The organism is Pseudomonas sp. MWU13-2100 (assembly GCF_023242365.1).
Taxonomy (GTDB): domain Bacteria; phylum Pseudomonadota; class Gammaproteobacteria; order Pseudomonadales; family Pseudomonadaceae; genus Aquipseudomonas.
Map to the genome: position 1 here is coordinate 67,016 of NZ_JALLIX010000011.1, position 24,449 is coordinate 91,464.

Annotated in this window: 22 protein-coding genes; 8 read left to right on the forward strand and 14 right to left on the reverse strand. The window is 62.5% G+C overall.

Features of this window, described 5'->3' with window-relative positions:
- Window positions 1-22: 22 nt before the first annotated feature.
- From M5B99_RS10195 to M5B99_RS10210, 4 genes are all read left to right on the forward strand, one after another.
- Entirely contained in the window at window positions 23-484 is a 462-nt protein-coding gene (locus M5B99_RS10195) for an Lrp/AsnC family transcriptional regulator (protein WP_248803910.1), read from the forward strand.
- Between the two features lie 289 nt (window positions 485-773).
- Window positions 774-2,456 carry a flavin monoamine oxidase family protein gene (locus tag M5B99_RS10200; protein WP_248803911.1) on the forward strand — a complete coding sequence of 561 codons (1,683 nt, stop codon included), beginning with the start codon at window positions 774-776 and terminating at the stop codon, window positions 2,454-2,456.
- 13 nt (window positions 2,457-2,469) lie between these two features.
- A complete protein-coding gene (locus M5B99_RS10205; protein WP_248803912.1) occupies window positions 2,470-3,264 on the forward strand; it encodes a carbon-nitrogen hydrolase family protein in 795 nt (264 codons plus the stop codon).
- A gap of 48 nt (window positions 3,265-3,312) precedes the next feature.
- Entirely contained in the window at window positions 3,313-3,507 is a 195-nt protein-coding gene (locus M5B99_RS10210; protein ID WP_248803913.1) for a hypothetical protein, read from the forward strand.
- On the opposite strand, the gene M5B99_RS10215 is transcribed toward M5B99_RS10210, so the two are convergent.
- The 4 genes from M5B99_RS10215 to M5B99_RS10230 all read right to left on the reverse strand — a co-directional run bounded on the left by M5B99_RS10215 (window position 3,504) and on the right by M5B99_RS10230 (window position 6,372).
- The gene (locus M5B99_RS10215) at window positions 3,504-3,824 is read right to left on the reverse strand and encodes a helix-turn-helix domain-containing protein (RefSeq protein WP_103497065.1); all 321 of its coding nucleotides are present in this window, start codon (window positions 3,822-3,824) and stop codon (window positions 3,504-3,506) included. The genes M5B99_RS10210 and M5B99_RS10215 overlap by 4 nt on opposite strands.
- Complete coding sequence (locus M5B99_RS10220; RefSeq protein ID WP_248803914.1) at window positions 3,808-4,173, reverse strand: type II toxin-antitoxin system RelE/ParE family toxin; 366 nt, start codon at window positions 4,171-4,173, stop codon at window positions 3,808-3,810. The genes M5B99_RS10215 and M5B99_RS10220 overlap by 17 nt, the downstream gene beginning before the upstream one ends.
- Window positions 4,174-4,393: 220 nt before the next feature.
- Window positions 4,394-5,677: an aspartate aminotransferase family protein gene (locus M5B99_RS10225; RefSeq protein WP_248803915.1), complete on the reverse strand. Its 1,284-nt coding sequence runs from the start codon at window positions 5,675-5,677 to the stop codon at window positions 4,394-4,396.
- Window positions 5,674-6,372 (reverse strand): MOSC domain-containing protein, encoded by a 699-nt coding sequence (locus M5B99_RS10230; protein WP_248803916.1) that lies wholly within the window; start codon window positions 6,370-6,372, stop codon window positions 5,674-5,676. The genes M5B99_RS10225 and M5B99_RS10230 overlap by 4 nt, the downstream gene beginning before the upstream one ends.
- Window positions 6,373-6,474: 102 nt before the next feature.
- Here M5B99_RS10230 and M5B99_RS10235 point away from each other — a divergent pair, with 102 nt between their 5' ends.
- Window positions 6,475-7,398, forward strand: a complete 924-nt coding sequence (locus M5B99_RS10235) for a LysR family transcriptional regulator (protein WP_248803917.1) — start codon at window positions 6,475-6,477, stop codon at window positions 7,396-7,398.
- A gap of 232 nt (window positions 7,399-7,630) precedes the next feature.
- On the opposite strand, the gene M5B99_RS10240 is transcribed toward M5B99_RS10235, so the two are convergent.
- The 10 genes from M5B99_RS10240 to bioB all read right to left on the reverse strand — a co-directional run bounded on the left by M5B99_RS10240 (window position 7,631) and on the right by bioB (window position 20,421).
- Window positions 7,631-9,409 (reverse strand): acyl-CoA dehydrogenase C-terminal domain-containing protein, encoded by a 1,779-nt coding sequence (locus tag M5B99_RS10240; RefSeq protein WP_248803918.1) that lies wholly within the window; start codon window positions 9,407-9,409, stop codon window positions 7,631-7,633.
- A 295-nt stretch (window positions 9,410-9,704) separates the two neighbouring features.
- On the reverse strand, window positions 9,705-11,501 hold the full coding sequence (locus M5B99_RS10245) for an acyl-CoA dehydrogenase C-terminal domain-containing protein (RefSeq protein ID WP_248803919.1): 1,797 nt from the start codon (window positions 11,499-11,501) through the stop codon (window positions 9,705-9,707).
- A gap of 89 nt (window positions 11,502-11,590) precedes the next feature.
- Window positions 11,591-12,883, reverse strand: coding sequence for a GGDEF domain-containing protein (locus M5B99_RS10250; RefSeq protein WP_248803920.1), 1,293 nt, complete (start codon window positions 12,881-12,883; stop codon window positions 11,591-11,593).
- Window positions 12,884-13,112: 229 nt separating this feature from the next.
- Window positions 13,113-14,918, reverse strand: coding sequence for a phenylacyl-CoA dehydrogenase (locus M5B99_RS10255; protein WP_248803921.1), 1,806 nt, complete (start codon window positions 14,916-14,918; stop codon window positions 13,113-13,115).
- A gap of 455 nt (window positions 14,919-15,373) precedes the next feature.
- Window positions 15,374-15,667 (reverse strand): pyrroloquinoline quinone biosynthesis protein PqqE, encoded by a 294-nt coding sequence (locus M5B99_RS10260; RefSeq protein ID WP_248803922.1) that lies wholly within the window; start codon window positions 15,665-15,667, stop codon window positions 15,374-15,376.
- 151 nt (window positions 15,668-15,818) lie between these two features.
- Window positions 15,819-16,499, reverse strand: a complete 681-nt coding sequence (bioD, locus tag M5B99_RS10265; RefSeq protein WP_248803923.1) for a dethiobiotin synthase — start codon at window positions 16,497-16,499, stop codon at window positions 15,819-15,821.
- Complete coding sequence (gene bioC / locus M5B99_RS10270; RefSeq protein WP_248803924.1) at window positions 16,496-17,308, reverse strand: malonyl-ACP O-methyltransferase BioC; 813 nt, start codon at window positions 17,306-17,308, stop codon at window positions 16,496-16,498. The genes bioD and bioC overlap by 4 nt, the downstream gene beginning before the upstream one ends.
- A complete protein-coding gene (locus M5B99_RS10275; RefSeq protein WP_248803925.1) occupies window positions 17,301-18,032 on the reverse strand; it encodes an alpha/beta fold hydrolase in 732 nt (243 codons plus the stop codon). The genes bioC and M5B99_RS10275 overlap by 8 nt, the downstream gene beginning before the upstream one ends.
- Complete coding sequence (gene bioF / locus M5B99_RS10280) at window positions 18,025-19,215, reverse strand: 8-amino-7-oxononanoate synthase (protein ID WP_248803926.1); 1,191 nt, start codon at window positions 19,213-19,215, stop codon at window positions 18,025-18,027. Before bioF ends, M5B99_RS10275 begins: the two co-directional genes overlap by 8 nt.
- A 150-nt stretch (window positions 19,216-19,365) precedes the next feature.
- Window positions 19,366-20,421 carry a biotin synthase BioB gene (gene bioB / locus M5B99_RS10285; protein ID WP_248803927.1) on the reverse strand — a complete coding sequence of 352 codons (1,056 nt, stop codon included), beginning with the start codon at window positions 20,419-20,421 and terminating at the stop codon, window positions 19,366-19,368.
- Window positions 20,422-20,515: 94 nt separating this feature from the next.
- On the opposite strand from bioB, the gene M5B99_RS10290 reads away from it, so the two are divergent.
- The 3 genes from M5B99_RS10290 (at window position 20,516) to M5B99_RS10300 (ending at window position 24,224) form a co-directional block, all read left to right on the forward strand.
- Window positions 20,516-21,253, forward strand: a complete 738-nt coding sequence (locus M5B99_RS10290) for a ComF family protein (RefSeq protein WP_248803928.1) — start codon at window positions 20,516-20,518, stop codon at window positions 21,251-21,253.
- Window positions 21,254-21,399: 146 nt separating this feature from the next.
- Window positions 21,400-22,164, forward strand: a complete 765-nt coding sequence (locus M5B99_RS10295) for a TOBE domain-containing protein (protein WP_248803929.1) — start codon at window positions 21,400-21,402, stop codon at window positions 22,162-22,164.
- Window positions 22,165-22,322: 158 nt separating this feature from the next.
- Entirely contained in the window at window positions 22,323-24,224 is a 1,902-nt protein-coding gene (locus tag M5B99_RS10300; protein ID WP_248803930.1) for a PhoX family protein, read from the forward strand.
- Window positions 24,225-24,449 lie beyond the last annotated feature (225 nt).

Consider the following 24,449-nt stretch of genomic DNA (forward strand, 5'->3'; position numbering starts at 1 on the left):
CACCCGCCACCGGAGCCCGACCTTGTCCGACACCCGCCCTCCCGCACTCGACGAAATCGACCGTCAGTTGATTTCCGCGCTACAGATCAATGCCCGAGAAAGCGTGGCGATGCTGGCTCGGCAGTTGGGGATCGCGCGCACCACGGTCACCTCAAGGCTGGCACGCCTGGAAAAAGCCAAGGTCATTACCGGTTATGGCGTGCGCCTCGGTCAGCGGGTGGTCGATGGCGGTTTGCAGGCCTATGTCGGGATCACGGTCCAACCGCGTTCCGGCAAGGATGTGGTGCGGCGCCTCAGTGCCATGGCACAGGTCCAGCAGCTCTGTGCTGTAAGCGGCGAGTTTGACTATGTGGCCTGGCTGCGCAGCGATTCACCGGAACAACTGGACCAGTTGCTCGACCAGATCGGCAGCGTTGAAGGGGTGGAGAAAACCACGACCTCGATCATTCTCAGTAGCAAGGTGGATCGGGGGCAACCGGTTTAGCCCCGCAAATTTGCTGGCTGAATGCAGTATCTGTAGGAGCGGCCGGTCGACGCTCGATTGCCCGCGAAGCTTTTAGCGCCCTCAAGGTCCTCTTCGCGGGCAAGCCCTGCTCCTACAGGTACGCGTCGTTTCGAACAGACAGTTCGTCATAAAGCATCATGTAAGATCAAAACGACGACACTTTGCGTCTTATTAACGCACTCCCCGCTCCCTACAATGGCCTCAGTCTTTTCCTATCTATACTCCAGCCGGACACACCGCCCGGCCCGAGTCGCCAGCAAGGTCAGCCATGAACAAGAACAATCGCCATCCTGCCGACGGTAAAAAACCCATCACCATCTTCGGCCCGGACTTCCCGTTCGCCTTCGATGACTGGATCGAGCACCCAGCCGGACTGGGCAGTATCCCGGCGGAAAACCACGGGGCGGAAGTGGCGATTGTCGGTGCCGGGATCGCCGGGCTGGTGGCCGCTTACGAACTGATGAAACTGGGCCTCAAGCCGGTCGTCTACGAAGCCTCGAAAATGGGCGGACGCCTGCGCTCCCAGGCCTTTGAAGGCGCCGAAGGCATCATCGCCGAGCTCGGCGGCATGCGTTTCCCAGTCTCGTCCACGGCGTTCTACCACTACGTGGACAAGCTCGGCCTCGAGACCAAACCCTTCCCCAACCCGCTGACCCCGGCCTCCGGCAGCACGGTGATCGACCTCGAAGGCGAAACCTACTACGCAGAGAAACTCGCCGACCTGCCCGCCCTGTTCCAGGAAGTGGCCGACGCCTGGGCCGACGCCCTGGAAGACGGTTCGCGCTTCGGCGATATCCAGCAGGCCATTCGCGACCGCGACGTGCCGCGCCTGAAAGAACTGTGGAACACCCTGGTCCCACTGTGGGACGACCGCACCTTCTACGACTTCGTCGCCACCTCCAAGGCCTTCGCCAAGCTGTCGTTCCAGCACCGTGAAGTGTTCGGCCAGGTCGGTTTCGGCACCGGCGGCTGGGACTCGGATTTCCCCAACTCGATGCTGGAAATCTTCCGCGTGGTGATGACCAACTGCGATGACCACCAGCACCTGGTGGTCGGTGGTGTGGAACAGGTACCACTGGGGATCTGGCGCCATGCGCCGCAGCGCTGTGCCCACTGGCCGGCCGGCACCAGCCTGAGCAGCCTGCACCACGGTGCGCCACGCACCGGCGTCAAGCGCATTACCCGTGGTGCCGACGATCAGTTCGCGATCACCGACAACTGGGGCGATACCCGTCATTACGCCGCCGTCCTCGTCACTTGCCAGAGCTGGCTGCTGACCACCCAGATCGAATGCGAGGAATCGCTGTTCTCGCAGAAGATGTGGATGGCCCTGGACCGCACACGCTACATGCAGTCCTCAAAGACCTTCGTCATGGTCGACCGCCCGTTCTGGAAGGACAAGGACCCGGAAACCGGTCGCGACCTGATGAGCATGACCCTCACCGATCGCCTGACCCGCGGCACCTACCTGTTCGACAACGGCGACGACAAACCAGGGGTGATCTGCCTGTCGTATTCGTGGATGAGCGATGCCCTGAAAATGCTCCCGCAACCCATCGACAAGCGGGTGAAGCTGGCCCTCGACGCGCTGAAGAAGATCTACCCGAAAGTGGATATCGCCGCGCGCATCATCGGCGATCCGATCACCGTTTCCTGGGAGGCCGACCCGCATTTCCTCGGCGCTTTCAAAGGCGCCCTGCCCGGCCACTACCGCTACAATCAGCGGATGTACGCGCACTTCATGCAGGCCGATATGCCCGCCGAACATCGCGGCATCTTCATTGCCGGCGACGATGTGTCCTGGACCCCGGCCTGGGTCGAAGGCGCGGTGCAGACTTCGCTCAACGCCGTGTGGGGCATCATGAACCACTTCGGTGGACGCACCCACGCCGAGAACCCGGGACCGGGCGATGTCTTCCACGACATCGGCCCGATTGCCCTGGCCGACTGAAAGGAACGCGCTTGTGCAGATCGCTCTCTATCAATGCCCGCCGCAGCCGTTGGATGTCGCGGGTAACCTGCAGCGCTTGCAGCGCCTGACCGGCGAGGCCCGTGGCGTGGACGTGCTGGTGCTCCCGGAAATGTTCCTGAGCGGCTACAACATCGGCGCCGAAGCGGTCGGGGCCCTGGCCGAAGCCAGCGATGGCCCCAGCGCACAACATATTGCCGCCCTCGCCCGGGCGGCGAACATGGCGATTGTCTACGGCTACCCGGAGCGCGCCGAGGATGGCCAGATCTACAACGCGGTGCAGTTGATCGATGCCCAGGGCCAGAGTCTGTGCAACTACCGCAAGACCCACCTCTACGGTGACCTCGATCATTCGATGTTCAGTGCCGGCCCCGACCACTTTCCGGTGGTGGAGCTGGGCGGCTGGAAAGTCGGGCTGCTGATCTGCTACGACGTCGAGTTCCCGGAAAACACCCGGCGCCTGGCGTTGAGCGGAGCCGAGGTGATTCTGGTACCCACCGCCAATATGGTGCCGTTCGACTTCGTCGCCGATGTCACCATTCGCGCCCGGGCCTTCGAGAACCAGTGTTTTGTGGCGTACGCCAACTACTGCGGTCATGAGGGGGACATCCAGTACTGCGGCCAGAGCAGCATTGCCGCGCCGGACGGCAGCCGCCTGGCCCGCGCCGGCCTGGATGAAACCTTGATCGTCGCCACCCTGGACCGTTCGCTGATGCAGGCCTCCCGGGCCAGCAACCGCTATCTGCTGGACCGCCGTCCGGCGCTCTATACGGGGCTGAGCCAGGACTGAGCGGGCGTTATCCGTTAAAATGGGCGCTCCTCTTCCAAGGAAACGCCCATGTCCCTGCCAATCTCTCCCGACGCCGAAGGTCCAGCGTCCTCGAACGAAGCCGGGGAGCCGGCGCAAACGCCGCCGCCCCTACCAGCCTCGGAACCCGCCGAGCGCGCCGGCCTGATTCGCGGACAAACCAGTGCCCACCGCGGGCTGCGCACCTTTGCCCAGGACCGCTCGCGCAATCGCCGCGAACGCTAGGCCAAGATCTGCAGGCCGTATTTCTGTACGATGCTCAGCAATTTAAGCGCCATGCCGCTGGGTTGCTTGTCACCCGCCTCCCACTGCTTCACGGTCGAGGCACTGGTGTTCAGGTAACGGGCGAAAACCGGTTGGCTGACATGGTTGCGTTCACGCAGTTGCTTGATCTGCTCCGGCGCAATTTCATCCGGGACCTGCGCCAGGCAGGACTCATCGAACTCGCGCATGGTCGCCTTGCTGATCGCGCCAATGGCCTGCAACGCGCTGGCCGACTCATGAATCGACTCCAGCGCCTCGCTTTTAAATGTCTTGGTCATGACCTATCTCCACAAACTCTTTCATTTCCAGTAGCTGTTGGACCTGCTGCTCACTGAGTCCCTCATAAGCCTTGGCCAACGCCTTGAAGGCACTGAGCTCCTGCGCCGTGATATTGCTCTGATCGCTTTTGGCGAACAGAAACTGGAAGACCCAGTAACAACGCCCCCTCGCCAATACAATGGAACGATGGCGGTTCTCGTTGAGGCGTTTCTTCCAGACACCGCCGCCCAGATTATCCGCCTGACCACTGATGGCTTCTCTCATAGTCGCGACCAGCGCTGCATCGGTGATCAGTGCCTTTCTCGCATCGACGCTGAAGCGCCGGGTTTTGAAAAACCTGTATGGCATGGAAATCCTTCCCCAAGAAACATACCACTTAGTGGTATATAAATTCAAGTCCGTCACGTACCTCGTTGGCCAGACTCCTGGAGGAGCGTCCTTGTGTGAAACCGTGCGCTTGAGCACCGCCCACAAAAAAACGCCCCGTGCCAAAAGAGTCAGGCACAGGGCGACGCGTTATACCGCGAGACGGTTTGGGAATTAGTTGAAGAAAAAGAGTCGGTCAGTGTCAGACGGCAATACCTTTGCGACACTGGACCTGGGCGGTTCGCACTCGGGAAAAGGCATGGGCCAGGCGCTGCAACATCTCGTCGATGTCACTCTTGCTGACGTTCAGCGCCGGAGAAAAACGCAGGCAGTCGGCTTTCGGTGCATCGAGCAGCAGCCCTTCCAGCAGTGCGGCCTTGACCAGCGCATCGGCCGACTCATCAGCCAGGGTCAAGCCCCAGAGCAAGCCGGTCCCGCGCAATTCTCCCTGTGCATAACGTTGAGCCAGACGCGTCAGCCCTTCACGCAGGTACTGTCCGGTTTCACGGACCTTGCTGAGGAAATCACCCGCGAGCAGCGTCTCCAGCACCGCCAACCCGGCGCTGCACATCATGGCATTGCCGTGATGACTGCCACCGATTTCGCCTGGTGCAAAACAACCCGCCTTGCCCCGCGCCAGCAGGGCGGCCAGTGGCACGCCGCCGCCCAGGCCCTTGCCCAGGGTGATGATGTCCGCCTTCACCCCATACTGCTGCTCGACCAGCAAGGTGCCACAGCGCCCCATGCCGGTCTGCACTTCATCCAGGATCAGGAGGATGCCCAACTCACGGCATAGTCGCTCGACGCCCTTGAGATAGTGCCCCGTCGCCGGAATCACCCCCGCGGCACTCTGGATCGGTTCCAGCATGATCGCGACGGTCTTGGCGTCCACGGCCGCATGCAAGGCCGGCAAATCATTGAACGGCACCTGGCTGAAGCCCGGCAGCCGGGGTTCGAAACGATTGTCGAAGGCATCCGGCGCCGACGCCGCCAGGGCACCGAAACCATTGCCATGACAGGCGTTGCTCAGCGAAATGATCCGCGACGCGCCACCGCGATACAGCTGTCCCCATTTACGCGCCAGCTTGATCGCCCCCTCGCAGGCTTCGGAGCCACTGTTGAAAAAATGCACCTGGTCGCAACCCGTGCTCTCGCATAATCGCCGGGCCAGATTCAATTGCCCCTGGTTATGCAACCCGCCGCCGACGTTGATCAAGCCATAGGCCTGGTCGGACAAAACCCGGGCCAGGACACCGGGACTGTGGCCCAGACTGTTGCTGCCACCGCCCTGGCTGAAATCCAGGTAGGACTGACCCTGCGCATCCCACACCGAGGAGCCTTGGCCGCGTACGAACACCGGGGCAGGACGCTCAGCCACCGGCATCAGGTATTCATGGGTGACACTGTCACGCCGGGTGGACTGTCGGTACTCGGCCGTGAGGTCATCAAGACTCGGCGGCGTGCGCCGCAAGCTGAACAGGTTCATGCGCGCAGACCTTCCAGCGGCAGACCGAGCAGGCGCGCCGACCAGTCTTCGACCCGACCGCTGCGCAGGCGCTTGATCGCCGTGTCGCGCCAGCGCGAGGACAGCGCCGGACAGTCCACCAGTTTCTTCAGCCCCGCATGCTCCAGGGGCTCCTGATAGAAGGCATGCAGCGCCCAGGCCACGGTCAGGCCGGGATAGCTGCGCTGAATCAGTTCGAAGGGTTGATCGGCGCTGACAAACCCCGACTTGAGCACCCGATAGAACCAACCGCAGCGCCCTGTGTCCTGGGCTTCTTGCGGCAGCTCCGGCAATGTCCCGAGGCGACTCAGGCGATAGCAGGCCGAGCGCGGTTGACTGACCTGCAACAACGCGCCGCCCCAGCGAAACAGATCACCCAGGCAGACTTGCCCTTCAGTCAGCCCCCGCGTCGACAAATTCTCGCCAAAGGCCGGTGCGACCCAATCGAGCTGTGGATAACGTTGCCGCCAGTAAGCGTAATGCTCGGCGGGATAGTGATGCACGGCCCGCTCGGGACCGGTATGGAAACGCGGGTCGCCGTGCTCATCACTGCCCAGGCCCTGTGGCCATAACCAGAGCCGGTTGGCAACCCGGTGTTTATCCGTATCCCCCACCAGACCCTGGCCGAGATTTTTTGCCTTGCCTATGTAAACACCGTCCACGCAAACAGTATTCATCGCACGCTATGGCCCTGTAAGCCCTTATAATTGCGGGTAGACTAGGCTTCTCCGGCACTTGCAGCCATTTCGTTTTTCGAGCTTTTTCGATAAGTACAGCTTATGGATTTCAAGCAACTGCGTTATTTCGTCGCGGTGTATGAAGAGGGCCATGTCGGCCGGGCTGCCGAGCGCCTGTCGATCTCGCAACCGGCGCTCTCGCAGCAGATCCGCCAGCTTGAACACAACCTCGATGTGGGCCTGTTCGAACGCAGCAGCAAACGCCTGTTGCCGACCCTCGCCGCCCATACCCTGTACAACCACGCGCTGCCGCTGCTCGATGGCCTGCAACGGGCCCGCGACGACCTGCGCAACTTCCAGGGCCAGTCCCTGCGCACCCTGGCCATCGGGGTGCTGCAGACCGTGCACACCAGCCTGGTACCGCAGATGCTGGAACGGGTACGCAAGGCCCAACCGCACCTGGTGGTGCAGATCTACGAATTGACCGGCATGGAGATCGAGCGACGCCTGCTCAATGGTTCGCTGGATATCGGCATCAGCTATCTGCCACCGCGCCAGCCGGGCTTGCATGGGGTGCTGCTGTACGAAGATGAATTGCAACTGGTGATCCCTAGCGACCATCCATTGCGCGAATTCAAGAAAGTCTCTTTGAGCCAGGCCGCCGAACTGCCGATGCTGCTGCTGGGCGAGGAGTTTCAGATCCGCCAGATCTGGCAGGGACAACTGGCCAATCTGGGGCGCCGCCCTCAGGTCCAGGCCGAGCTGAACAATATGGCCGGCATCCTCGACAGCCTGCCGCACACGCGACTGGCAACGGTGCTACCGGGCCGCTCGCGCCATGAGCACGACGACGACCTGTTGCTGTGGAAGCCATTGACCGAACCGCGCGTCGCCTTGAAAGTGGGGCTGGTCTGCCGCGATATGCAGCGCCAACAGGCGACGCTGGAATTGTTGCGCAACTTGCTCGAAGACGTGACGAACCCCGCGGGTGGGCATCCGCCGGTGGTACGCGAGGGGCTGAACTGACCGCTACTTTTTTGCGGGCAAAAGAAAACCCCGCCGAAGCGGGGCTTTGCAGACTGTTTCCCTGACATCCTTTTCACTCCGCCGTCCTGGCAGAATCCTACGTGTCCCTGTTGTTACTTTTGAGCTTCCTGCTCGACGTCCTTGAAGCAAAGATTATCGCTGGATCCAATTTGGCGAAAGGGGCAAAGAGCAGCGCGTTATGTAAGTAAATGCTTACAAGACATCCGAAGAATCAAAATTGCTCGGCTTCCAGTAGGAACAACGACTCGCTCCCAGCTTTTACCGAGGCTGTCAGCGAGTGAATACGCGGCAATAGACGGGCGAAATAGAACCGCGCCGTGCCCACTTTACTCGCGTAGAACATCTCCTGATTCTCCTTGCCCAACGCTGCCTTGGCCATCAGGGCCCACATATAGGCATAGGCGGTGTAACCGAAGGCTTGCAGGTATTCGACAGATGCCGCACCGATTTCGTCCGGATTGCTCTTGGCGCGCTCCAGGACCCAGGCCGTCAGGTCATCAAGATTATCCAGCGCGGTGCCCAGCGGCTGGGTGAACTCGGCCAACCCGGCGTCGGCGGTGTTGATGAAATGGCGAATCTCTTCGGCGAACAGCTTGTAATAGGCGCCGCCGTTGCCGACGATCTTGCGCCCCACCAGGTCCAGAGCCTGGATGCCGTTGGTGCCTTCGTAGATCTGGGTGATGCGCACATCGCGCACCAGTTGTTCCTGGCCCCACTCGCGGATATAGCCATGGCCGCCGAACACCTGCTGGCCGTGCACGGTGGTCTCCAGGCCGAGGTCGGTCAGGAAGGCCTTGGCCACCGGGGTCAGCAAGGCCACCAGGCCATCCGCACGTTCGCGGGTGGTGGCGTCCTCACTGAACTTGGCGGTGTCCAACTGCATCGCCACATAGGTGGAGAATGCCCGACCGCCTTCGTTCGAGGCTTTCATGGTCAACAGCATGCGCCGCACGTCGGGGTGCACGATGATCGGGTCGGCCACCTTGTCCTTGGACTTCGGCCCGGTCGGCGAACGGCTTTGCAGGCGATCGCGGGCGTACTCTACCGCGTTCTGATAAGAACGCTCACCCGACGCCAGGCCCTGGATGCCTACCCCCAGGCGCTCGTAGTTCATCATGGTGAACATCGCGGCCAGGCCTTTGTTCGGCTCGCCTATCAGGTAGCCCACGGCTTCGTCGAAGTTCATCACGCAGGTCGCGGAAGCCTGGATGCCCATCTTGTGTTCGATGGAGCCACAGCTCACCGGGTTACGGGCCCCGAGACTGCCATCGGCATTGACCATGAACTTCGGCACCAGGAACAACGAAATACCCTTGGGACCGGCCGGGGCGTCAGGCAGCTTGGCCAACACCAGGTGAATGATGTTCTCGGTCAGGTCGTGCTCGCCGCCGGTAATGAAGATCTTCGTCCCCGTGACCTTGTAGGAACCGTCCGCCTGCGGCTCGGCCTTGGTCCGGATAATCCCCAGGTCAGTGCCGGCATGGGGTTCGGTCAGGCACATGGAACCGGCCCAGACACCCGAATACATGTTCGGCAGGTAAGCGGCTTTGAGCTCTTCGCTGGCGTGGGTGTTGATCGAGACACAGGCACCGGCCGTCAGCATCGGGTAGAGACCGAAGGCGAGGCTGGAGGAGTTGATCATTTCTTCGACCTGGGCCGAAACCGCCTTGGGCATGCCCATGCCGCCGAAGGCCGGATCACCGCCGACACCCACCCAGCCACCTTCGGCGTAGGTCTGGTAGGCCTGCTGGAAACCGTTCGGCGTGAACACCACGCCGTTGTCCCAGCGGCAGCCTTCTTCATCGCCGCCACGGCTCAGGGGCGCGATGCTCTTGGCGGTGACCTTGCCGGCCTCTTCGAGAATCGCCTCGACGGTTTCGGCGTCGACGCTCTCGGCCAGGGCAGGCAGTTGAGCCCAGAGTTTCGCGACCTCGAACACTTCATTGAGGACGAAGCGCATATCGCGCAGGGGCGCTTTGTAGTCAGCCATGGCAAACCTCGCAAGATCTAAACGACAGGCCCCGGATGGGACCGATTTTCTATGGCTCGAGTTTACCCTAACAACTTTTACGACACATAGGGTCTATGTGTGACTTTTTTGTTATTTTTGGTCACTAACCTATCGGCGTCATGCGTTGCCTGTTCCGACGCCTTCGCGGCGGCGCGGTGATCCGACAAGCTCCGCTCCCACAGGTTTTGTGTCGTGCACGAGACTCGTGTTCGACACGGATATCAGTGCGGGAGCGGAGCTTGCCCGCGAAAGGGCCCTCAAGATCGCCAACCCGCTAAAGAGAAAACAACTCCGCCGGCAAACGCATCAGGCACTCGCTCCCTGCCTCCACCGCCGCCCGATGGGCGGTCGTGCGCGGCAGCAGGCGCTTGAAGTAGAACTCGCAGGTCGCCAGCTTGCCCTGGCAATACTCGGCGTCGCCGCTACCGTCGTCCAACTGGGCTTGGGCCACCAGCGCCATGCGTAGCCAGAGGTATGCAAGAATGATGTAACCGCTGTACATCAGATAGTCCAAGGCCGCCGCGCCTACTTCATCCGGGTTCTTCAGCGCCGCCATGCCGACCTGGGTGGTCAGTTCGCCCCACTGCTGATTCAAACCGCCCAGTTGCGCCGCATAGCCCTTGAGCTGCGGATGTTCGGCATTCGCCAGACAGAACCGCTGCACGATCCTGGTAAAGCCGCGCAGCAACTTGCCCTGGCTGCCGAGCACCTTGCGCCCCAGCAGATCCAGCGCCTGAATCCCGTTGGTGCCCTCATAGATCGGCGCGATCCGGCAATCGCGAACCAACTGCTCCATGCCCCACTCACGAATGAAGCCATGACCACCGAACACCTGCATCCCGTGGTTGGTGACCTCAAGGCCGGTCTCGGTCATGAAGGCCTTGCAGATCGGCGTCAGGAAAGCCAGCAGGTCCTCGGCCTCCTGGCGTTGGCTCGCCTCGGTGCCCAGATGGGCCACATCCAGCCACTGCGCGGTGAAGTAGGTCAGCGCCCGGCTGCCTTCGTTGAACGCCTTCATGGTCAGCAGCATGCGTCGCACATCAGGATGGACGATGATCGGGTCGGCGACCTTGTCCGGCGCCTTGGGGCCGGTGAGCGAACGCATCTGCAGACGATCGTTGGCGTACCGGACCGCACCCTGGAAGCTCGTCTCGCCCAGGCACAGGCCCTGCATCCCGGTGCCGAGCCGGGCATGGTTCATCATGGTGAACATGCAGTTCAGGCCCTTGTTGGCCTCACCGATCAGAAAGCCCCGGGCCTCGTCGAAGTTCAGTACGCAGGTCGCGGAAGCCTTGATCCCCATTTTGTGTTCGATGGAGCCACAGTGCACCCCGTTACGCTCGCCCGCATCGCCGGCGGCATCGGCCAGGAACTTGGGCACGATGAACAGGGAAATGCCCTTGGTCCCCGCCGGGGCGTCCGGCAGTTTGGCCAGCACCAGGTGCACGATGTTCTCGCTCAGGTCGTGCTCGCCGGCGGAGATGAAGATCTTGCTGCCACTGATGGCATAACTGCCGTCGGCCAGGGGCACGGCGCGGGTCTTGATCAGCCCCAGGTCAGTGCCGCAATGGGCCTCGGTCAGGCACATGGTGCCGGTCCAGCGACCCTCGGTCAGTTTGCTCAGGTAGGTGTTTTTCTGCTCCTCGGTGCCGTGGGCGTGGATCGCCGACATGGCGCCGTGGGTCAGGCCCGGGTACATGCCCCAGGAGGTGTTGCTGGAACCGATCATCTCGCTGATCACCAATCCCAGGGACAGCGGCAGGCCTTGCCCGCCATAGGCCGGGTCCGCCGCCAGGCCATGCCAGCCGCCTTCGACATATTGGGCAAAGGCCTGCTTGAAACCCTGGGGCGTGGTCACCACGCCATGCTCGAAATGACAGCCCTCTTCATCGCCGGAGCGGTTCAGCGGCGACAGCACCTGCTCGCAGAACTTCGCGCCTTCTTCCAGGATTGCACCGACCATGTCGGGGCTGGCATCGGTGGCGCCGAGGGCGAGGTAGTGGGCATGGAAATCGAAAACATGGTCGATCAGAAAGCGCATATCGCGTAGCGGGGCTTGGTACTCAGGCATGGTCGTTTCTCCGGCAGCAGATGCCTCAACCTACTGCCCTGCCCACCCCCGGACAATCACCGTCCACCCGCTGAATGCTCCACCATCACTCAGCCGACGGCTTCACCCGTGCGCACCGCGCCACGCCGGGTCTGCCCCGCCGCAACCACGCAGTTACGCCCCGCCCCCTTGGCGGCATAGAGCGCCTGGTCGGCGGACTTGAGCACTTCTTCCGGGGTGCGCTGTTCCGGCTGACGCTCGGCGACACCGATACTCACGGTCACCGACACACTGCTAGCCCCGCTGCCGGCGCGGCGCTGACGACCTTGCTGGTCGTCCTGGGGGCGGTTGTCCTGGTTGCGCAACTGGATATGGTAGTTGGCGATCACTTCGCGAATGACCTCCAGGTGCGGCATGCACTCTTCCAGGCTCTTGCCGGCGAACACCACCGCGAACTCTTCACCACCGTAACGATAGGCGCGACCGCCGCCGCTGACCTTCGCCAGCTTGCTCGCCACCAGACGCAACACCTGGTCGCCGACGTCGTGACCGTGGGTGTCGTTGAATTTCTTGAAGTGGTCGACGTCGGTCATCGCCAGCACATAGTTGCGCCCCAGGCGCTGCATGCGCTCGTTCAGCGCGCGGCGTCCCGGCAAGCCGGTGAGCTCGTCGCGGAAAGCCATCTGATAGGCCTCATGGGCCACCGCCGCGGCGATCATCAACATCACCTGGCTGCACATGATGTTGAGGGTGAACGGCAGGATGAAGGTTTTGGGCAACATCCAGAACAACCCGAGCAACCCGGTCAGTTGCGCCGCGTGCAACGGTCGCGGATTGCGCCAGTACTGCACCGTGAGCAACAGGAAGGCAGCGAAGAACACCGGGTAGGACAACTGGATCAGGCTCATCCAGTCCCCGTGCAGCGACGGCCAGCGGATTTCCGCCAGCCAGTCGAGCAAGCTTTGCGGATAACTCTGCTCCAGGCCCAGCGCCACGCTACCCACCGCCAGCAGCACGGCGAACCGCGCGACCATGTCCTGGAACAGGTGCGTGCGCTCCTGCCAGGCGGCGTACACACCAAACAGCAGCGGCAGCAACAGGCAACACAGATGGAAGACCACGGCGGCATCCTCGCGGACCTTGCCGTGATCCCGGTAATAGTCGGTCTGGGTGGATAGCAGGAAATAGGCGATATACACCGTCACCATCAGGAACAGTTCACGCTGGCGTCGGTACACCGCGCAGTAGGAACCGCCCAGCAGCAAAACCAGGGTCGGCAACACATTGAACAGCGAGGTGAAGAAGACGTTGAGTTCCTTGACGTAGGCAGCCGCGAGCCCCGCAAGCAACAACAGGAGAGAGGGCAAAAAATGACCAGCATGGACAGCGGAAGAACGCGGCAAGGGTAAAGCTCCGACCGGCAACGCAATAAATGGCATTGTGCCTGTATTGTAAGAACTAAAGTACGGCAATGTGACATCAGTCACAAACACCCTCTCTATAACGGCAGCGCGGCGATTCTTCTTAGCGATTCAGTCGGGAATTTTTTCTGCGGGCCTCGCCCTGGGCCGCAGGCAAAAAAAGCCGCTTCCCCCGAAGGCGAAGCGGCTTTTGCAGAGGACTCAGTGCGGCTTAGTAGCCCAGGCTGAAGTTCTCTTCCTTCATGTCCATCAGGTTGTTCGCGCCCGACAGCATGGTTGCCACATGAGTGCGGGTACGCGGCAGGATGCGCTGGAAGTAGAAACGCGCGGTCTGCAGCTTGGCGGTGTAGAAGCCTTCCTCGGTGGTACCCGAAGCCAGCTTCTCGGCCGCCAGGCGCGCCATGTCGGCCCAGAAGTAAGCCAGGCAGGCATAACCGGAGTACATCAGGTAGTCCACCGAAGCGGCTCCGACTTCTTCACGGTCCTTCATCGCGGCCATGCCGACTTTCATGGTCAGCTCGCCCCATTCCTTGTTGATGGCCGCCAGCGGTGCGACGAACTCGCTGACCGCTTCGTTGCCTTCGTTGGCCTGGCAGAACTTGTGGACGATCTTGGTGAAGCCCTTCAGCGCTTCACCCTGGGTCATCAACACCTTGCGACCCAGCAGGTCGAGGGCCTGGATGCCGGTGGTGCCTTCGTACAGCATCGAAATGCGGCTGTCGCGAACGTTCTGCTCCATGCCCCACTCGGCGATAAAGCCGTGACCGCCATAGATCTGCACGCCGTGGTTGGCGGCTTCGAAGCCGACTTCGGTCATGAACGCCTTGGCAATCGGGGTCATGAACGCCAGCAGGGCGTCGGCTTTCTTCTTCTCTTCTTCATCCTGGCCGTACTTGACGATGTCGACCTGCTTGGCGGTGAAGTAGACCATCGCCCGGTTGCCTTCGGCGAAGGCCTTCATGGTCAGCAGCATGCGCCGCACGTCAGGGTGCACGATGATCGGGTCGGCGGCTTTGTCCGGCGCTTTCGGCCCCGTCAGGGAACGCATCTGCAGACGCTCGCGGGCATATTTCAGGCCCCCCTGGAAACCGATCTCGGCGTGGGCCAGGCCTTGCAGCGCGGTCCCCAGGCGAGCGGTGTTCATGAAGGTGAACATGCAGTTCAGGCCCTTGTTCGGCGGGCCGATCAGGAAACCGGTGGCCGCGTCGAAGTTCATCACGCAGGTGGCGTTGCCGTGGATACCCATCTTGTGTTCGAGGGAACCGCAGGAAACCGCATTGCGCGCACCGACGCTACCGTCGGCGTTCGGCAGGAACTTGGGCACGATGAACAGCGAAATACCCTTGGTGCCGGCCGGCGCATCCGGCAGGCGTGCCAGGACGATATGGACGATGTTGTCGGCCATGTCGTGCTCACCGGCCGAAATGAAGATCTTGGTGCCGCTGACCTTGTAGGAACCATCAGCCTGAGGCTCGGCCTTGGTCCGCAGCATGCCCAGGTCAGTACCACAGTGCGGCTCGGTCAGGCACATGGTGCCGGTCCACTCGCCGGAAACCAGCTTGGTCAGGTAAGCCTCTTGCTGCTCAGGGGTACCGTGTTCGGAAATGGTGTTCATCGCGCCATGGGACAGGCCCGGGTACATGCCCCACGACCAGTTGGCTTCGCCGACCATTTCGCTGACCGCCAGGCCCAGGGACTCCGGCAAGCCTTGGCCGCCGTGTTCGACGTCGTGGGCCAGGCTTGGCCAGCCGCCTTCGACGAACTGCTTGTAGGCTTCCTTGAAACCGGTCGGTGTCTTAACGCCGGACTCGCTCCAGGTGCAGCCTTCGGTGTCGCCGACCCGATTCAACGGGGCCAGTACCTGCTCACAGAACTTGGCGCCTTCCTCAAGGATGGCGTCAACCATGTCCGGAGTAGCGTCCTGGCAAGCCGGCAGGCTCTGATAGTGCGCTTCGTAACCGAGCAGCTCGTCACGGACGAAGCGAATATCACGCAAGGGGGCCTTGTAGTCAGGCATAGCGATAAACCTCTGCTGATGAATCCTGGAATGAGCGACCGCGTCGATTTGCCACGCCGGTCAAACGGTTGTTTGAAACATACGTTTGCGCTCAATTCTTGTCAAGTGTCGTTCATAGTCCATTTGTCATACATGGATGAAAGACGCGCAGGAAAAGGCCGGCAGCCTTGAAGGGCATCCAGGGGCGCGTCATGGAAAGAATAGTCGAGGGTAAGCCGGTGCTTATGAAACAAGGGAGAAGTTCAGGAATCGCCGCTGTGGCGAGCGGGCTGGTCGGAACGCCGCTCCGGGTTGCGAAGCAGCCCTAAAACCTGCGAATCCGGTGCATCGGGTAGACCGAGGCGGCCGGTTTTGCGACTGCTGCGCAGCCGAGCGTGGGCAAGCCCACTCGTCACACATCTCGGTCAGACTTGAGATCATTCGTCGTTGAACAGTATTGGGGTTGCCCCCCCACATCAAGCGTAGGTATCGATCAACGTACCCAGCGCCTGGTCCGAGGCCTTGGCCACCTTGGCGCCCAACTCGACCTGAAGCTTGCCCTGGGACATGTCCACCATGGTGCTCGACAAATCTTGCTGGCTACGGTCCAGCGACAACAGCCGGTTGACCTGGGTATCGGACGACTGGCTCTTCAGCGAGCGCTCGGCAATGGTATCGGCCACCTGGCTGGCCGACTGATCGACGCGATTCTGCCCGGTCCGAATAGTGCTCAGACCGGCATACAGAGCGGTATTTCCTGAGATTTCCATGGGCAAACTCGACTGGAGACAGAATCGACAGTCTGCATTTAACCAGACCCGTCAAAGAAACACCCGTCAAAAACAATAATGGCAGATTGCCTGTTGATAGCCAGAGTCTTAGGGTCACATCAATCAGCCCGCAGACACCGTGGCGCGGCGCCTAGTCCAGCAGGTCCAGTTGCAGGTACTGCGCCACGGCTCCGGCGCTCGCCGCCTTGAGCCTCGGCACCCGCCCCAGGCAAGGTGCCGGCAGGCGTTCGGCGAGGGTTGCGAGGTTCTCCTCCAGGCGCGATGTCTTCGGATCGATGATATTGGCGACCCAGCCGGCCAGTTGCAGCCCATCGCGGTCGATGGCTTCGGCGGTCAGCAGGGCATGGCTGATACACCCCAGGCGCACGCCCACCACCAGGATCACCGGCAAGGCCAGCGCCTGGGCCAGATCCGACAGGCTGGCCTGCTCCGCCAACGGCACCCGCCAGCCCCCGGCCCCCTCTATCAGGGTGAAATCGGCCTGCCTGGCCAATACTTGCCGCATCGGTCCCAGCAAGGACGCCACGGTCAACTTCACCCCAGCCTCGCGTGCGGCCAGATGCGGAGCGATTGCCGGCTCGAAGGCCACCGGATTGACCTCGGCATAGGTCAGCGGCAGCGAACATTCTGCCAACAACGCCAGGGCATCGGCGTTGCGCAGCCCCTCGGGCGTCACCTCGCAGCCGGACGCCACCGGCTTGCCCGCCGCGGTGCTCAGGCCAGCCTGACGGGCCGCGTGCAACAAGCCCGCGGCAATCGTGGTCTTGCCCACGTCGGTGTCGGTGCCGGTAATGAAATAGGCAGCACTCATAGCGGTTTCTCCAGAATCGCGTAGACCACCTGATAGGTCGCCGGCAGCCCCTCGGCCTGGCGAAACCGTTCATAGGCCTGCATCAACCCGAGAATCCGTGCCCGCCCGGTCAAACCGCCCGGTCGGCCAGGATTGAGGTTATGCGCGCCCAGCGCCTTGAGCTCATGGGTCAGGCTGCGCACATCAGGGTAGTGCAGTACCTGCGGTCGGCTTTCCAGGCTGACCACGCGCAAACCGCTGTCTCGGCACAGTTGTTGATAGTCGCTGAACAGCCGGAAGCGGTTGACATGCACCAGGCCATCCACCGTCCGCCAGCTTTCCCGCAGCTCGTACAGGGTGCCGACACACAGGCTGGCAAAGGCCATCACCCCACCCGGGCGCAATACCCGATGGGCCTCGCCGAGTACCGCGGCAAAATCGGCGCACCATTGTACCGCCAGGCTGGAGAACACCAGGTCGCAGCTAGCGGCCTGTAATGGCAGGCGCTCGGCGTCCCCGGCGACAAAGTGCCGGGCACCGCCCAAGGGACGGGCGTGCTCCAGCATGCCCTGGGCAATATCCAGCGCCACGCCTTCGCCCTGGTCGAAGCGAACGCCCAGGGCCCGGCTGAAATAGCCGGTGCCACACCCCATGTCGAGCCAACGGGATGGGTGCAACGAGACCGGCAAGCGCCCGAGCAACTCATGACCGACATCGCGCTGCAATTGGGCGACGCTGTCATAGCTGGCCGCCGCGCGGGAAAACGAGGCAGCCACCTGACGCTTGTCGGGCAGACCGCCGGGCAAGACAGGATGGGAAAGATCAGTCATCACCGGACTCATGCAAAAAGGCCTGGACAGCCCCGGCCACTCCATGGGGGTCATCCAGTAGGAAAGCGTGGCCGGCCTGTTCGATCAGGCCGATTTCGACATCCGGCAGCAACGCCAGCAATTCACTGGCGGCCTCGGCCGGCACCAGGCCATCCTGGCCGGCGAACAGGTGCAGTTGCGGACCACGATAGGCTTGCAGGGCAGGCCGGGTATCCAGTTGTGCCAGCACCTCCAGCCCGTTCAACAGAACGGATGGCGCGGTATTCGGCGCACCGGCCAGGAGCAGTCGCGCCTGTCCACGCGGGTCCGCCGAACCCTGGGCACAGAGCAGGCTGAAACGCTTGAGGGTCGCTTGCGGATCGGCGCGACAGCCGGCCAGGAACAGGTCGAAGGTGTCATTCGCCATGGCCCCGGACCAGCCGTCACTCACCACGAAACACGGGTTGCTCGCCAGGGTCAACAGACCGCAGCAGCGGTCGCCGCGACGGGCCGCCAGCGCCGAGGCCAGCATGCCGCCCAAGGACCAGCCACCCAGCCAGGTGTTGTCCGGCACGGTCGCATCCAGTTCGTCGAGCCACTCGTCGGGGTCACCGCAAGCCAGTTCCGGCAAAGGTTCGATTTCCACCCGCAAGTGCTCATCCAGCCCGCGCAAGGCGGCGGCCAGGGGTTCCAGCGGCGAGATACCGAGACCCCAACCGGGCAACAGGATCAGACGATCACGCATGGTTTGGCTCCACGGGATCAAAGGGGCCCAACCGGCTGAAACACGCAGCCAGCCCCTCTAACAATAGCTGCACCTGCGCCTCGCTGTGGGCCGCGGACAGGGTCACCCGCAGCCGGGCACTACCCGCCGGGACGGTCGGCGGACGAATCGCCGTGACCATCAGCCCGCGCTCACGCAATAGCTGCGCGAACTGCAGTGCCCGGCCGCTGTCGCCGATCAGGATCGGCTGGATCGGGGTGAAACTGTCCATCAGGGTCAGGCCGATTTGCTCCGCACCCCGGCGGAACTGGCGAATCAGCCCATTCAGGTGCTCGCGCCGCCAGTGCTCGCTACGTAACAGCTCCAGGCTCTTCAAGGTCGCACAGGCCAGGGCCGGTGGTTGGCTGGTGGTATAGATGTAGGGCCGGGCGAACTGGATCAGGCTTTCGATCAACTCTTCACTGCCGGCGACAAAGGCGCCTGACGTGCCGAAGGCCTTGCCCAGGGTACCGACCAGCACCGGCACGTCTTCCTGGCTCAAGCCGAAATGCTCGACAATGCCGCCGCCATTAGCCCCCAGGGGGCCGAAACCGTGGGCATCGTCGACCATCAGCCAGGCGCCCTTGGCCCGCGCCTCACGGGCCAGGGCCGGCAAGTCGGCCAGGTCGCCGTCCATGCTGAAGACCCCGTCGGTGACCACCAGGGTATTTCCGCTGGCTTTCTCCAGGCGCTTGGCGAGGCTGACGGCGTCGTTGTGCAGATAACGGTTGAAGCGTGCCCCCGAGAGCAAGCCGGCATCCAGCAGCGACGCATGGTTGAGACGGTCCTCCAGCACCGTGTCGCCCTGCCCCACCAACGCTGTGACCGCACCAAGGTTGGCCATGTAGCCAGTGGTGAACAACAACGCACGTGGCCGGCCGGTGAGATCGGCCAGGGCCTCTTCCAGGGCGTGATGCGGCCCGCTGTGACCGATCACCAGGTGCGAGGCACCGCCGCCGACACCCCAGCGCGCCGCGCCGGCCTGCCAGGCTTCGATGACCTGCGGATGATTGGCCAGGCCCAGGTAGTCGTTGTTACAGAAGGCCAGCAGGGGCTGGCCATCGACCACCACATGCGGGCCTTGCGGACTCTCCAGCAGCGGGCGCTGGCGATAGAGGTTTTCGGCACGCCGGGCGGACAACCGGGCAGCGAGATCGAAGGACATTGGAGCCTCGCAGATGCGATCCGAAGAACACCGCTCGGCTATGTGGGAGCAGGATTGATCCGCGAAGCTTCTGGCGATCTCGAGGACGCCTTCGCGGATGAATCCTGCTCCCACAAGGCCGAGCGGTGCCCTGGGTGAAAACAGGGCAGATCAAACAGCGGCGTTGTAGAACTGCTCGCTGCTCTTTTGCTCCACCAGGGCCTGCTCGATGGCCGCCTGGTGCACTTCGTCAGCGTGCTCTTCACGAGCCTCGGGGAGGATGCCCAGGCGCGCGAACAACTGCATGTCCTTGTCAGCCTGCGGGTTGGCGGTGGTCAGCAATTTATCGCCGTAGAAGATCGAGTTCGCACCGGCAAAGAACGCCAGGGCCTGCATCTGGTCGTTCATCGCTTCGCGGCCGGCCGACAGGCGGACGTGGGATTGCGGCATCAGGATCCGCGCCACGGCGAGCATGCGGATGAAATCGAACGGATCGACGTCATCGGCATTTTCCAGCGGTGTACCGGCGACCTTGACCAGCATGTTGATCGGCACCGATTCCGGGTGTTCCGGCAGGTTTGCCAGCTGGATCAGCAGCCCGGCGCGGTCGTCGAGGGACTCACCCATGCCGAGGATACCGCCGGAGCAGATCTTCATCCCGGCATCGCGGACATAGGCCAGGGTCTCCAGACGCTCGCTGTAGGTGCGGGTAGTGATGATGCTGCCGTAGAACTCCGGCGAGGTGTCGAGGTTGTGGTTGTAGTAGTCGAGGCCGGCATCGGCCAGGGCGGCGGTCTGCTCCTGGTCGAGCTTGCCCAGGGTCATGCAGGTTTCCAGGCCCATGGCCTTCACCCCTTTGACCATCTGCAACACGTAGGGCATGTCCTTGGCCGACGGGTGTTTCCACGCCGCGCCCATGCAGAAGCGGGTCGAACCGATGGCCTTGGCCCGGGCGGCCTCCTCCAGCACCTTCTGCACTTCCATCAGTTTTTCTTTTTCCAGCCCGGTGTTGTAGTGGCCGGACTGCGGGCAGTACTTGCAGTCTTCCGGGCAGGCGCCGGTCTTGATCGACAGCAGGGTCGACACTTGCACGCGATTGGCGTCGAAGTGCGCGCGGTGCACGGTCTGGGCCTGGAACAGCAGGTCATTGAACGGCTGGACGAACAGAGCCTTGGCCTCGGCCAAAGACCAATCGTGACGCAAAGTGGCGGTGATGCTGGCGCTCATCGGCGGAGTTCCTTGTTTTATGCTGGGCAAGCGGCCGGGGCAAAGGAATACCCACAGACGCGACACGGATGCTCGGCATATTTAAGGAAGACGCATGCACTGTCAACCACGATACACAGGACCGGTTTACATCTGGTTAAAAAACAAACAAATTTGCTTGTTGTGCGATGAAGCCACTGACACACCCCATCCTATCTGTACACCCTGCGAGAGCGAGTTGCCCTGGCTGATGGAGTCGTGCCAGATCTGCGCCCTGCCCTTGGCCGCGGCGGGACTGAGCTGTGGAGAGTGCCTCAAGCAGCCCCCGGCTTTCGAGCAAGTGATTGCGCCCTGGACCTACCGCTTCCCGCTGGACAGCCTGATCACCCGTTTCAAGCACCAGAGCCAATGGCCACTGGGGCGTCTGCTGGGTGAATTGCTTGCCCAGGCCCTGCGCGAGCGCTTCGACAATGGCCTGCCGCGACCGGACCTGCTGCTGCCGGTGCCCATGGCGACCCGACGCCTGCGTCAACGGGGTTACAACCAGGCGGCGATGCTGGCGACGTGGCTGAGCCAGAACCTGGAAATCTCCGCAGATGAACACCTTTTGCTGCGAGTTCAGCACACCATCGCGCAACAGGAACTGGATGCCAGGGCTCGCCGACGCAACCTGTTGAACGCCTTTGCCTTGGCGCCCGGTGCGCAGGTCGAAGGCCTGCACCTGGCGCTGGTGGACGATGTGCTGACCACCGGTGCTACTGCCGAAAGCCTGGCCCGATTGCTGATGAAGGAAGGTGCGCGACGGGTCGATGTCTACTGCCTGGCGCGGACACCCAGCCCGGAAAGCCGCTAGCCGTCCCAGGGACACCAGCAAAACCCGTGGCGAGCCGGCTTATCAGTCAGTCAAGCAAATTCGAAACAGAGCGCGGTCTTGTGGCTTGACGTCGAAGTCAGCGGGAGGCACCTTGCCCAATACCCCCGCGACCCGAAGTCCGCCCCATGTCCCTGCCCGTCCTGTTGACCCAACACATCGTCCGCCGCCCGCAGCGCATCGCCCTGCTGCAACATATCGCCGAACAGGGCTCGATCACCCGCGCCGCGAAAAGTGCCGGCCTGAGCTACAAAGCGGCCTGGGACGCCATCGACGAGTTGAACAACCTGGCACAGAAACCCCTGGTAGAACGTAGCGTCGGCGGCAAGGGCGGCGGTGGCGCAAAGTTGTCCGCCGAGGGCGAACGGGTGCTGCGTCTTTACCAACGGTTGCAAACTATCCAGGCCCAGGTCCTCGCGGCCGCCGAAGACAGCGGCGACCTCGACCTGCTTGGCCGCCTGATGCTGCGCACCAGCGCCCGTAACCAACTCCACGGCACCGTGCAGGACATCACCAGCCAAGGACGCAACGACCTCGTGCGCCTGGCCTTGGCCGGAGGGCTCACGCTGCGGGCGCAGATCACCCATGACAGCACCCTGCGCCTGGAGTTGGAGAGCGGCACCGAAGTAGTCGCCCTGATCAAGGCCGGTTGGCTGGAATTGGATGCAATCGGGCAGCCGGCAAAATCTGGACACAATTCTCTGGCCGGTCAAATCGAGGAAATTTCCGCGGATGACGACGGACCTTCGCAAGTCAGGATCGCGCTGGCGAACGGACAAACGCTCTGTGCGCTGGCAGCACCGGAGCAGATAAAAAATCTCGACCTGGGGGTCGGAAGCCCGGTGCAGACGGTGTTTGCGCCGTCCCTGGTGATTCTGGGCACACCGGTATGAGGCCATCGCCAGCAAGCCGTCTCCTACAGAAGAGCGCATACCCCCTGTAGGAGCAGGCTTGCCGGCGATCGATCACGCAGCGATCCCCCGCTTTTCCTGCAACAAATCCGTCACAGTGCATTACTAAGGTGAGCCCCTGACCCGCAGGGAGCCTGATCATGAACCTCTTAGAAGAAAACCAACCCACCGACCTGGAACAGATGGTCGGCCTCAGCCGGCGTGGCTTTATCGGTGCCGGCGCCTTGTGCGGCGCGGCGATGTTCCTCGGCGGCAACCTGCTGACCCGCAGCGCGATGGCTGCCAGCGTCAGCGCCGCCTCCGGCCAACTGCTGGGTTTCGACAGCATTGCCGCCGCCACCACCGATACCCTGACCCTACCCCCTGGCTACAGCGCAAACGTGCTGATCAGCTGGGGCCAGCCGCTGGCCAAGAACGGCCCGGCCTTCGACCCCGGCGGCAACGGCAGCGCCAAGGCCCAGGAAGTCCAGTTCGGCGACAACAACGACGGCATGAGCCTGTTTCCCTTCCCCGGCGACGACAACCGGGCGCTGATGGCGATCAACAACGAATACACCAACTACCGCTACCTCTACCCCCACGGCGGCCAGCCGCAATCCCTCGAAGACGTGCGCAAGGCCCAGGCCAGCGAAGGTGTGTCGGTGATCGAAATACAGCGCAAGGACGACCAATGGCACTTCGTCCAGGGCTCGGCCTATAACCGGCGGATCCACGGCAATACACCGATCAGATTCGGCGGCCCGGCAGCCGGCCATCCCTGGCTGCAGACCCAAGCCGACAAGCAGGGTCGCAAAGTCCTTGGCACCTTCCAGAACTGCGCCAACGGCAAGACCCCCTGGGGCACCTACCTGACCTGCGAAGAGAACTTCACCGACTGTTTCGGCAGCAGCCATGCCGAACAGAAATTCGATGCCGCGCAAAAGCGTTATGGCGTCGTCGCCAGCAGTAAAGAGATCAACTGGCACACCCACGATCCGCGCTTCGACATGGCCCTAAACCCCAACGAGCTGAACCGTCACGGCTGGGTGGTGGAAATCGACCCGTTCGATCCGCAGTCGACGCCGGTCAAGCGCACCGCCCTGGGTCGTTTCAAGCACGAGAACGCCGCCCTCGCCGAAACCCGTGACGGCCGTGCCGTGGTCTATATGGGCGACGATGAACGCGGTGAATTCATCTACAAGTTCATCAGCCGCGACAAGATCAACCACAAGAACCCCAAGGCCAACCGTGATCTGCTGGATCACGGCACCTTGTATGTGGCGCGTTTCGACAACGGCGACGGCAACCCGGACCGGCCGAAGGGCGCCGGCGAATGGGTGGAACTGAGCTTCGGCAAGAACGGCATCGATGCCGGCAGCGGTTTCGCCAGCCAGGCCGAAGTGCTGATCCATGCCCGCCTGGCCGCCAGCGTGGTCAAGGCCACGCGCATGGACCGCCCGGAATGGATAGTCGTCAGCCCCATTGATGGCCAGGTCTATTGCACCCTGACCAACAATTCCAAACGTGGCGACGAAGGTATGCCAACCGGCGGACCGAATCCCCGGGAGAAGAACGTCTACGGGCAGATCCTGCGCTGGCAGGCCGCCGGCAATGATCATGGCACCGATACATTTGGTTGGGACCTGTTCGTGGTCGCCGGCAACCCTGCCGCGCACCCCGGCACGGCCAAGGCCGGTTCGGCCAATATTACCCCGCAGAACATGTTCAACAGCCCCGACGGCCTGGGTTTCGACAAGGCCGGCCGCCTGTGGATCCTCAGCGACGGCGACTACAGCAACGCCGGGGATTTTGCCGGTATGGGCAACAACCAGATGCTCTGCGCCGATCCGGCCAGCGGCGAGATCCGTCGCTTCATGGTCGGCCCGGTGGGCTGCGAGGTGACCGGCATCAGCTTTTCGCCAGACCAGAAGACCTTGTTCGTCGGCATCCAGCATCCTGGTGAAGCCGGCAACTCGACCTTCCCCGAACATTTGCCGAACGGCAAGCCGCGCTCCTCGGTGATGGCGATCCGGCGGGACGATGGCGGGATTATCGGCGCCTGATCAACCCAGCTCGAAAACGCCACACCCCTGCAGGAGCAGGTTTGCCGGCGACGGCGTCCCTGAGGTCGATACAGGACTCAAGGACCTCATCGCCGGCAAGCCGGCTCCCACAAAGACCGCGACCGGTCTGGGGAGCCTCCACACAACCCCCAACGTCTTCGCGGGCAAGCTCCGCTCCCACAATATTCGAGTCAAGCCTGGCTCCCGCCTACGACAGAAAACCTG

What these genes read in the sequence shown, in the direction of transcription:
- M5B99_RS10275 (WP_248803925.1), bottom strand. Translation starts at nt 18,032, where the DNA reads ATGCGTGATCGTCTGATCCTGTTGCCCGGTTGGGGTCTCGGTATCTCG.
- M5B99_RS10235 (WP_248803917.1), top strand. Translation starts at nt 6,475, where the DNA reads ATGGATTTCAAGCAACTGCGTTATTTCGTCGCGGTGTATGAAGAGGGC.
- M5B99_RS10200 (WP_248803911.1), top strand. Translation starts at nt 774, where the DNA reads ATGAACAAGAACAATCGCCATCCTGCCGACGGTAAAAAACCCATCACC.
- M5B99_RS10295 (WP_248803929.1), top strand. Translation starts at nt 21,400, where the DNA reads ATGTCCCTGCCCGTCCTGTTGACCCAACACATCGTCCGCCGCCCGCAG.
- M5B99_RS10230 (WP_248803916.1), bottom strand. Translation starts at nt 6,372, where the DNA reads ATGAATACTGTTTGCGTGGACGGTGTTTACATAGGCAAGGCAAAAAAT.
- M5B99_RS10260 (WP_248803922.1), bottom strand. Translation starts at nt 15,667, where the DNA reads ATGGAAATCTCAGGAAATACCGCTCTGTATGCCGGTCTGAGCACTATT.
- M5B99_RS10220 (WP_248803914.1), bottom strand. Translation starts at nt 4,173, where the DNA reads ATGCCATACAGGTTTTTCAAAACCCGGCGCTTCAGCGTCGATGCGAGA.
- M5B99_RS10255 (WP_248803921.1), bottom strand. Translation starts at nt 14,918, where the DNA reads ATGCCTGACTACAAGGCCCCCTTGCGTGATATTCGCTTCGTCCGTGAC.
- M5B99_RS10215 (WP_103497065.1), bottom strand. Translation starts at nt 3,824, where the DNA reads ATGACCAAGACATTTAAAAGCGAGGCGCTGGAGTCGATTCATGAGTCG.
- M5B99_RS10240 (WP_248803918.1), bottom strand. Translation starts at nt 9,409, where the DNA reads ATGGCTGACTACAAAGCGCCCCTGCGCGATATGCGCTTCGTCCTCAAT.
- M5B99_RS10290 (WP_248803928.1), top strand. Translation starts at nt 20,516, where the DNA reads ATGCACTGTCAACCACGATACACAGGACCGGTTTACATCTGGTTAAAA.
- M5B99_RS10245 (WP_248803919.1), bottom strand. Translation starts at nt 11,501, where the DNA reads ATGCCTGAGTACCAAGCCCCGCTACGCGATATGCGCTTTCTGATCGAC.
- M5B99_RS10225 (WP_248803915.1), bottom strand. Translation starts at nt 5,677, where the DNA reads ATGAACCTGTTCAGCTTGCGGCGCACGCCGCCGAGTCTTGATGACCTC.
- M5B99_RS10210 (WP_248803913.1), top strand. Translation starts at nt 3,313, where the DNA reads ATGTCCCTGCCAATCTCTCCCGACGCCGAAGGTCCAGCGTCCTCGAAC.
- bioB (WP_248803927.1), bottom strand. Translation starts at nt 20,421, where the DNA reads ATGAGCGCCAGCATCACCGCCACTTTGCGTCACGATTGGTCTTTGGCC.
- M5B99_RS10300 (WP_248803930.1), top strand. Translation starts at nt 22,323, where the DNA reads ATGAACCTCTTAGAAGAAAACCAACCCACCGACCTGGAACAGATGGTC.
- bioF (WP_248803926.1), bottom strand. Translation starts at nt 19,215, where the DNA reads ATGTCCTTCGATCTCGCTGCCCGGTTGTCCGCCCGGCGTGCCGAAAAC.
- bioD (WP_248803923.1), bottom strand. Translation starts at nt 16,499, where the DNA reads ATGAGTGCTGCCTATTTCATTACCGGCACCGACACCGACGTGGGCAAG.
- bioC (WP_248803924.1), bottom strand. Translation starts at nt 17,308, where the DNA reads ATGACTGATCTTTCCCATCCTGTCTTGCCCGGCGGTCTGCCCGACAAG.